Genomic DNA, 8,977 nt, shown 5'->3' on the forward strand with positions numbered 1-8,977 from the left:
AGGGTCAGCTCGGAGGGCGTCCCGTGCGCGTTCTCGAGCACCTGCCGCTCGATCTGGGGGTTTCGGAACCCATGCCACGAGGGTGAGGTCGGCGGTCCGCCCGATCGCGTTCGCGCTGGTCAGCGCGTGGTGCCCCCGGCAGGATTCGAACCTGCGCTCCCGCCTCCGGAGGGCGGTGCTCTATCCCCTGAGCTACGGGGGCGGAACCGGTGCCGAGCCTAACGCATCCTCGGTGATCACCCGGAGCCCGGGGCCGCCGCGACGACGGGGCTCTACTGCCACTGGTTGCAAGCGTCGACGCTTCGCTGGCATCTGGAAAGGCGTCGCTAGGAGGGCAGGGGAGCCGCCCCCCGCTGCGCGAGCATCTGCGTCATCGTGTCCGCCTCGGCCGTCTGGGAGGCGACCATCGACCGGGCCAGCGCCACCGCGACCGGCACCGACCCGCGGGCGGCCTCCTCCTGCATCATCGACAGCCCGCCGCGGTGGTGGCGCAGCATCAGCTGGAGGAACGCCACGTCCAGGGCCGGGCCGGTCTGCGACCGGAACCGCGCGAGGTCCGCGTCGGTGGCCATCCCCGGCATCACCGACGCCGGCATCCCCATCCAGGCCATGTAGTGCCCGGGGGCGGTCTCGGTCGGCTGCCCCCAGAGCCGCAGCCAGCCCTGCATCATGCCGAGCTGCTGGTTCTGGGTGGACTCGATGTCGAAGGCGAGCTGGCGCAGCGCCGGGTCGGCGGTGTTCGAGCGCTCCCACACCGCCATCTGCACGGCCTGCGTGTGGTGCACCGTCATGTCCTGGAGGAACCCGACGTCGATCGAGCCGGGCGGCGGGCCGTACGACGGCGCGGTCCGCTGGCCGAGCACGAGCCCGCCGAGCGCCCCGGCGAGCAGCAGCACGAGCACCACGCCGGCCACGACGACCGCCCGCGCCCAGCCGGGGCTGCGCGCCCACCAACCGCCGCCGGACCCGTCGTCGTCGGGATCGACGTCGTCCACGTCCGGCGGCTCCGGGGGCGAGGTCACGGCCCCGGCCGGCCCGGCGCTCACCCGGTCCCGCCCATGCCACCCGCGCCCGAGGTGCCCTGGTAGTTCATCGGCAACGCGTTCTTCGGGTACGGCTTCGGGTCGAACGGCGGCGGGTTCTGCGGGTCGAAGTAGCCCGGGCCGAGGGCGTCACAGCTGGCGCCGACCTCGGGGTACACCCCGTTCGGGTTGCCGCGCAGCGAACTGATGAACTCGTCGATCCGCGGGTCGGCTGCGTCGGCGACCTTGAGCTGGTGTCCCCAGGACTGCAGCGACACCGGCTGGTCGAGCCCGGGGTAGGGCGAGATCATCATCTGGTTCTGGCCGCGGACCTTGGCCGTCAGCGACTCCAGGGCCGAGCCGGTGACGCGCGCCGGGTCGTAGGCGATCCACACGGCGCCGTGCTCGAGCGAGTGCACCATGTTCTCGTTGCGCACGGGCTGCGGGTAGACCTGCCCGTTGCAGGCGGCCCAGTAGCCGTCGTGCGGGCCGCCGTAGGGCGGGGTCCTGTCGTAGGCGACGCGCTGCTGCGGCGTCACGTGGTGCTGGCCCTCGTAGACCGTGGTCACGACGCCGGGGATGGCCAGCGACGGGTCCTTGTTCTCCGCCGACGGCCGCCACGGGCTCACCGCGGAGTTCCGCGCGAGCAGGAAGTACCCGATGCCGCCGATCAGGGCGAGGACGACGACGATCGCGCCGATCAGCAGCCACGGCACCTGGCGCTGGCGGGGGCCCGACCGTCCCGACGACGCCCGCTTCCGCGCTCCGGCGACCGGGTTCTTCCCCCGCTGGGGCGGGCGCCCCCCGCGCGGGGGAGGTCCACCACGGCGCTGCCCCCCGGCCTGCGCTCGCCGGGGCGTCCCGGTGGAGTGTCCACTCGCCATGGACGCGGAGTGTAGGGATGCGCACAGCGTGTCCACGGCGTGCCCTGGACGGGCTACGGGCGTCCGCCCGCCGCGTCAGGTCGGCGCAACGGCTCCCTAGACTCGGACAGCGTGACCCCCGCTGCGCTCGCCGATCTCCTGCACGCCGTCGCCGTCGACGTGCTGACGGAGCGCGGGCTCGACACGGCGGCGCTGCCCGACGAGGTCACCGTCGAGCGGCCCCGCAACCCCGAGCACGGCGACTACGCCACCAACCTGGCGCTGCGCAGCGCGAAGAAGGCGGGCGTGAAGCCGGTCGACCTCGCCGACTGGCTCGCGACGAAGCTCACCGACACCTCCGCGATCGCCAGCGTCGAGGTGGCGGGCCCGGGCTTCCTCAACCTCCGCCTGGCCGCGGACGCGCAGGCGGGCATCGTCGCGGACGTCCTCGCCCGCGGGGCCGGCTACGGCCACACCGACGCGCTCACCGGCCAGACGGTCAACCTCGAGTTCGTCTCCGCGAACCCCACCGGCCCGATCCACCTCGGCGGCACCCGCTGGGCCGCCGTCGGCGACGCGCTCGGCCGGGTCCTCGAGGCCCAGGGCGCCCGGGTGATCCGCGAGTACTACGTCAACGACGCGGGTGCGCAGATCGACCGGTTCGCCGAGTCGCTGGTCGCCGCGGCGGAGGGCCGCCCGGTGCCGGAGAACGGCTACGGCGGCGCGTACGTCGCCGAGGTGGCCGCGAAGGTCGTCGAGACCGAGCCGGGTCTGCTCGACCAGCCCGAGCCGGAGAAGCTCGCCGCGTTCAAGCGCCTCGGTGTCGCGGTGATGCTCGACGAGATGCGCGCCTCGCTGGAGTCCTTCGGCACCCACTTCGACGTCTGGTCCTCCGAGCTCGCGCTGCACGCCTCCGGGGCGGTCGAGCGGTCGGTGCAGAAGCTCAAGGACGACGACGCCCTCTACTTCGCCGACGGCGCGTGGTGGCTGCGCTCCACCGACCACGGCGACGACAAGGACCGCGTCGTCATCAAGTCCGACGGCACCCCGGCCTACATCGCCGGGGACATCGCCTACTACCGCGACAAGCGGGCCCGCGGCGCCGACCTCGCCATCTACATGCTCGGCGCGGACCACCACGGCTACATCCACCGGCTCAAGGCGGTCGCGGCGGCCTTCGGGGACGACCCCGACACCGTCGAGGTGCTCATCGGCCAGCTCGTGAACCTGCTGCGCGACGGCGTGCCGGTGAAGATGGCCAAGCGGGCCGGCAATATCATCACGCTCGAGGACCTCGTCGACGCCGTGGGCGTCGACGCGGCTCGCTACACGCTCACGCGCTCGAGCGTGGACCAGGTGCTCGACATCGACCTGGACCTCATCAGCCGCCGGACCAACGAGAACCCGGTCTTCTACGTGCAGTACGCGCACGCCCGGCTCTCGGCGCTCGCCCGCAACGCCGCCGACCTCGGCGTCAGCGCCGCGGACCCCGATCTCGGCCTGCTGGGCCACCCCCGCGAGGGCGACCTCATCAGGACCCTCGGGGAGTTCCCCCGCGTGCTGTCCTCGGCGGCGGCGCTGCGCGAACCGCACCGCGTCGCGCGCTTCCTCGAGGAGCTGGCCGGCACGTACCACCGCTTCTACGACACCTGCCGGGTCCTGCCCCAGGGTGACGAGGAGGCGGGTCCCCTGCACACCGCGCGCCTGGCCCTGTGCGACGCCACCCGCACCGTGCTCGCCTCGGGCCTGGGCCTGCTCGGGGTCTCCGCCCCGGAACGGATGTAGCCACCATGACCCGCGCCCACCCCGCCGGGCCCCGTCACGCCGACGTCCTGCCCGCCCACGACGCGGCCGGTCCCGTCCCGCGCGACGGGGCCGAGCTCGACGCGCTGCCCCCCGAAGTGTGGCCCCGCCACGCCGCGCGCGGGGACGACGGCGTCGTGCGCCTGGCCGGCGTCGACGTCCGTGACCTCGCCGAGCGCCACGGCACGGCGCTCTTCGTCGTCGACGAGGCCGACTTCCGCTCCCGCTGCCGCGACCACGCCGAGGCGTTCGGCGACCCCACGCTCGTGCACTACGCCGCGAAGGCCTTCCTGTGCGCGGAGGTGGCCCGCTGGGTCGCCGACGAGGGCCTGGGGCTCGACGTGTGCAGCGAGGGCGAGCTCGCGACGGCGCTGCGGGCCGGCTTCCCGGTCGAGCGGATCGCGATGCACGGCAACAACAAGTCGGTCGCCGAGCTCGCCGCGGCCCTCGACGCGGGCGTCGGGAAGGTCGTGCTCGACTCGTTCGCCGAGATCGCGCGCCTCGACGACCTCGCCCGCCGTCGGGACGTCACCGCGGACGTGATGGTGCGCGTCACGGTCGGGGTCGAGGCCCACACCCACGAGTTCATCGCGACCGCGCACGAGGACCAGAAGTTCGGCTTCTCCCTCGTCGGGGCGAGCGGAGCGACGGGGGGAGGTTCAGGAGGCGACGCGGCCGAGGCGGTGCGGCGCGTGCTGAAGTCGGCCAACCTGCGCCTGGTCGGGCTGCACAGCCACATCGGCTCGCAGATCTTCGACTCCGGCGGGTTCGAGCTCGCGGCGCGGCGCGTCGTCGGGCTGCTCGCCGAGATCCGAGCGGAGCACGGGGACCGCGCGGACGCCGCCTCGGAGCTCATCGACCTCGGCGGCGGCATGGGCATCGCCTACACCACCGCCGACCAGCCCCGCTCCGCGTCGTGGCTGGCCGGGGAGCTGCACGCGATCGTGCGCCGGGAGTGCGAGCGCGCCGGCATCCCGGTCCCGCGCATCGCCGTCGAGCCCGGGCGCGCGATCGCCGGGCCCGGCACGGTCACGGTCTACACCGTCGGCACCATCAAGGACGTCGAGCTCGGCGGGGGAGCGCGGCGGCGCTACGTCAGCGTCGACGGCGGGATGAGCGACAACATCCGCACCGCGCTCTACGACGCGGCCTACGACTGCCGGCTGGTCTCCCGCTCGGCGGTGCCGGCGGAGACCGCGGGGGCCGACGCGGGCGGCAGCGGGGTCCCGGCGCTGTGCCGCGTCGTGGGCAAGCACTGCGAGTCCGGCGACGTCGTGGTGCGCGACTGCTGGCTGCCCGCGGACCTCGCGCCGGGCGACCTCGTCGCCGTCGCCGCGACGGGCGCCTACTGCTACGCGATGGCCAGCGCGTACAACAAGGTGCCCCGACCCGCCGTCGTGACCGTCGCCGACGGCGTCGACCGCACCATGCTGCGTCGGGAGACCCTCGACGACCTCGCCCGCCTGGAGGTGCTGTGAGCCGGGACCGGGATCCCATCCGCGTCGCGCTGCTGGGCTGCGGGGTCGTCGGCTCGCAGGTGCTGCGGCTGCTGCGCGAGCAGGCCGACGAGCTCGCGGCCCGCGTCGGGGCGCCCCTGGAGCTGGCCGGCATCGCCGTCCGGCGCCCGCAGCGCCACCCCGAGGTGCCGGCCGAGCTGCTGACCACCGACGCCGCGGAGCTCGTCGGGCGCCCGGACGTCGACGTCGTCGTCGAGCTCATGGGCGGCATCGAGCCGGCGCGCGACCTGCTGCTCGACGCGCTCAAGGGGGGCCGTTCGGTGGTCAGCGCGAACAAGGCGCTGCTCGCCGAGGAGGGTGAGGCGCTGGCGACCGCGGCCCGCGACTCCGGCGCCGACCTCTACTACGAGGCCTCCGTCGCCGGCGCGATCCCGCTGCTGCGCCCGATCCAGCAGTCGCTGGCCGGGGACCGCATCCGCCGCGTCGCGGGCATCGTCAACGGCACGACGAACTTCATCCTCTCCGCGATGGAGTCCACCGGCGCGGGCTACGCCGACGCCCTCGAGGAGGCGGGCCGGCTGGGCTACGCGGAGGCGGACCCGACCGCGGACGTGGACGGCTACGACGCCGCGTCCAAGGCCGCGATCCTCGCGAGCCTCGCCTTCCACACCCGCGTGACCGCCGCCGACGTGTACCGCGAGGGCATCCGCGACGTGACCGCCACCGACATCGCCTCGGCGCGGGCGCTCGGGTGCACGGTCAAGCTGCTGGCGATCTGCGAGCAGGTCGGCGGCTCGTCAGGGGACGCGGTGTCCGCCCGCGTCTACCCGGCGATGATCCCGAAGACCCACCAGCTGGCGTCGGTGTCCGGCGCCTTCAACGCGGTGTTCGTGGAGGCCGACGCGGCCGGCCCGCTGATGTTCTACGGCCAGGGCGCGGGCGGCCCGCAGACCGCGAGCGCCGTGCTCGGCGACCTCGTCGCCGCCGCGCGCAACAAGGTCATCGGCGGCCGCGGGCCCCGCGACTCCGCCTACGCCCACCTGCCGATCCAGCCGATCGGCGAGGTCCGCACCCGGTACCACATCAACCTCGACGTGCACGCCCGCGCGGGCGTGCTCGCCGCGGTGGCCTCGGTGTTCGCCGAGCAGGGCGTCAGCATCGCCACGGTGAAGCAGGAGGGCGGAGACGTAGCGGAGCGGAGCTCGACCCTTCGAGGCGGCCGCGAGGCCGACGCGGATGATGCAGGTCATGGCGGGGACGCGGGCACGGACGCCACACTGGTCGTCGTGACCCACGAGGCCGCCGACGCGGCGCTGCGGGCCACCGTGGAGGCCCTGTCGGGCCTGGAGTCCGTCCGCGGTGTCGCCAGCGTGCTGCGCGTGGAGGGCCTCGGCCGCCCCGTGCACGCCCTCGGAGGAGCCCAGTGATCCGCCCCGCGCTCGCCCCCCGCGTCGAGTGGCCGGGCGTGATCCGCGCCTACCGGGACCGGATGCCGCTGGTCAAGGACGGCTGGGACGTCGTCACCCTGCGCGAGGGCGGGACGCCGCTGCTGCCGGCGCCGCACCTCTCGGCGCTCACCGGCTGCGAGGTCCACCTCAAGATCGAGGGCGCGAACCCGACCGGGTCGTTCAAGGACCGCGGCATGACGGTCGCGATGACCGAGGCGGCCGCCGGCGGCGCGAAGGCCGTGATCTGCGCGTCCACCGGCAACACCTCCGCCTCGGCCGCCGCGTACTCGGCGCGCACCGACATGACCTGCGCCGTCCTCGTCCCGCAGGGCAAGATCGCGCTCGGCAAGCTCGCGCAGGCCACCGCGCACGGCGCCCGCATCCTTCAGCTCGACGGCAACTTCGACGCGTGCCTGGAGCTCGCCCGCAAGGCGGCCGAGGAGTACCCGATCGCGCTGGTCAACTCGGTGAACCCGGCGCGCATCGAGGGGCAGAAGACGGCGTCGTTCGAGGTCTGCGACCAGCTCGGCCGCGCGCCCGACCTGCACGTGCTGCCCGTCGGCAACGCCGGCAACATCACCGCCTACTGGCGCGGCTACGTCGAGTACCACCGCGACGGCGTCGTCGAGGCCACCCCCGAGATGCACGGCGTGCAGGCCGCGGGGGCCGCGCCGCTGGTCGACGGGGCGCCCGTCAAGCAGCCCGAGACCCTCGCGACCGCGATCCGGATCGGCTCGCCCGCCTCGTGGACCGGCGCGATCGCCGCGCGGGACGAGTCGGGCGGGCGCATCACCAAGGTCGACGACGACGCCATCCTCGCGGCCTACCGCCTGCTCGCGGCGCGCGAGGGGGTGTTCGTCGAGCCGGCCTCGGCCGCCTCGGTCGCGGGCCTGCTGGCGCGCTCGGCGGCGGGGGAGCTCGCCGCGGGGTGTCTCGTGGTGTGCACCGTGACCGGCCACGGCCTCAAGGACCCCGGGACCGCGCTGGCGGACGTGCCCGAGCCCGTCGTCGTCCCGGAGCGGGTCGACGCGGTCGCCGACGCGCTCGGTCTCGGCTGATCGTGACGGCTCTCGACGGCCCCACCGTCCGCGTCCGCGTCCCCGCCACGTCGGCCAACCTCGGACCGGGCTTCGACACGCTCGGGCTCGCGCTGGGCCTGCACGACCACGTGGAACTGACCGCGCTAGAGGAGAACGCGGGCGGAGCGGCGGGGGAGCCGCGCCGCAGCGTCGTCGAGGTGCACGGCGAGGGCGCCGGCCGGGTGCCCCGCGACGAGCGCCACCTCGTGCTCAAGGCCGCCTGCGCGACCTACGACCTCGCGGGCGTCACGCGCCCGCCGCTGCACCTGACCTGCCACAACGCGATCCCGCACAGCCGCGGGCTCGGGTCGTCGGCGTCCGCCGCGGTGGCGGGGATCGTCGCGGCCTGCGCCCTGCTCGGTCCCGGTAAGGCCCCCGACGACGGGGCCGTGCTCGACCTGGCCGCCCGCTTCGACGGGCACGCCGACAACGTCGCGGCGTGCCTCTACGGCGGTCTGGTCGTCACCTGGTGCGAGGACGGCTCGTTCCGGGGCGCGCGGCTCGCGACGCTCCCCGAGGTGGCCCCCGTCGCGTTCGTCTCCGAGCACTCCAGCTCGACCGAGGCCACGCGCGGCCTGCTGCCCGACCGCGTCCCGCACGCCGACGCCGCGTTCACCGCCGCGCGGGCGGCGCTGATGGTCCACGCGCTGACCTGCGCGCCGGGGCTGCTGTTCGCCGCGACCGAGGACCGGCTGCACCAGCCGTACCGGCGCCCGGCCTACCCCGCGACGGCCGCGCTGGTCGACGCGCTGCGCGACGCGGGCGTGCCGGCGGTCGTGTCCGGCGCCGGCCCGACGGTGCTGGCGCTGACCACGGGAGAGGATCTCCCCGACGATCTCCCCACCGGCGGGTTCACGACGATGCGGCTGCCCGTCGACGTCGACGGGGCGGTCGTGACGGGCTGAGCGACACCGTTCGCACCCGTCCGGCGCGTCGTGACCACCCGGTTGTTGCCGCTGGTGCCGGGTGGGGTTACCGTGGGCCTCGACAGCGACCAGCGTGATCCGCGCCGGTGCCACGTCCCGGATTCCCGGGACGGTCTTCCCCGCCCCGGCCCAGATCCGCCCGGTGCGGTGGGTCCGGTCTCGGACGGCTCCACGTGTGGTCGTTGGCCCCGAAGATGTTCCGCAGCGCATCGTGTTCCCGGGAGCCCGAACCCCTTGAGTGGTCCCGCGGATCGTCGACGTTGTGGTGGCACCGCACGCGCGAACTCCAGCCGTGCGGACACGTCCGCTGGCCCGGGCAGCACGGCCCCGGCCGGTCAGGAAGGACCTGCGTGACCGAAACCGACGTCCTCTCCACCGA

Annotated in this window: 7 protein-coding genes and 1 tRNA gene; 5 read left to right on the forward strand and 3 right to left on the reverse strand. The window is 74.6% G+C overall.

What is annotated here, in order from left to right; all coding sequences use genetic code 11:
• Window positions 1–127: 127 nt before the first annotated feature.
• The 3 genes from AC0CYZ_RS27920 to AC0CYZ_RS27930 all read right to left on the reverse strand — a co-directional run bounded on the left by AC0CYZ_RS27920 (window position 128) and on the right by AC0CYZ_RS27930 (window position 1,906).
• Window positions 128–202, reverse strand: a tRNA-Arg gene (locus AC0CYZ_RS27920).
• Window positions 203–326: 124 nt separating this feature from the next.
• Window positions 327–1,046 (reverse strand): DUF305 domain-containing protein, encoded by a 720-nt coding sequence (locus AC0CYZ_RS27925; protein ID WP_472221368.1) that lies wholly within the window; start codon window positions 1,044–1,046, stop codon window positions 327–329.
• Window positions 1,043–1,906 (reverse strand): DUF3105 domain-containing protein, encoded by an 864-nt coding sequence (locus tag AC0CYZ_RS27930; RefSeq protein WP_472221369.1) that lies wholly within the window; start codon window positions 1,904–1,906, stop codon window positions 1,043–1,045. Before AC0CYZ_RS27930 ends, AC0CYZ_RS27925 begins: the two co-directional genes overlap by 4 nt.
• Before the next feature lie 111 nt (window positions 1,907–2,017).
• Here AC0CYZ_RS27930 and argS point away from each other — a divergent pair, with 111 nt between their 5' ends.
• From argS to thrB, 5 genes are all read left to right on the forward strand, one after another.
• On the forward strand, window positions 2,018–3,670 hold the full coding sequence (gene argS / locus AC0CYZ_RS27935) for an arginine--tRNA ligase (protein ID WP_472221370.1): 1,653 nt from the start codon (window positions 2,018–2,020) through the stop codon (window positions 3,668–3,670).
• A gap of 5 nt (window positions 3,671–3,675) precedes the next feature.
• A complete protein-coding gene (lysA, locus tag AC0CYZ_RS27940; protein WP_472221371.1) occupies window positions 3,676–5,166 on the forward strand; it encodes a diaminopimelate decarboxylase in 1,491 nt (496 codons plus the stop codon).
• On the forward strand, window positions 5,163–6,572 hold the full coding sequence (locus AC0CYZ_RS27945) for a homoserine dehydrogenase (protein WP_472221372.1): 1,410 nt from the start codon (window positions 5,163–5,165) through the stop codon (window positions 6,570–6,572). The genes lysA and AC0CYZ_RS27945 overlap by 4 nt, the downstream gene beginning before the upstream one ends.
• 62 nt (window positions 6,573–6,634) lie before the next feature.
• On the forward strand, window positions 6,635–7,651 hold the full coding sequence (gene thrC / locus AC0CYZ_RS27950) for a threonine synthase (RefSeq protein ID WP_472221374.1): 1,017 nt from the start codon (window positions 6,635–6,637) through the stop codon (window positions 7,649–7,651).
• Window positions 7,652–7,653: 2 nt separating this feature from the next.
• Window positions 7,654–8,577: a homoserine kinase gene (thrB, locus tag AC0CYZ_RS27955; protein ID WP_472221373.1), complete on the forward strand. Its 924-nt coding sequence runs from the start codon at window positions 7,654–7,656 to the stop codon at window positions 8,575–8,577.
• Window positions 8,578–8,977: the final 400 nt, after the last annotated feature.

Source organism: Actinomycetospora sp., from assembly GCF_055612215.1.

Excerpts from the sequence above, each read along its gene's own strand:
- thrC (WP_472221374.1), top strand. The coding sequence starts at position 6,635 with ATGCCGCTGGTCAAGGACGGCTGGGACGTCGTCACCCTGCGCGAGGGC.
- lysA (WP_472221371.1), top strand. The coding sequence starts at position 3,676 with ATGACCCGCGCCCACCCCGCCGGGCCCCGTCACGCCGACGTCCTGCCC.
- AC0CYZ_RS27930 (WP_472221369.1), bottom strand. The coding sequence starts at position 1,906 with ATGGCGAGTGGACACTCCACCGGGACGCCCCGGCGAGCGCAGGCCGGG.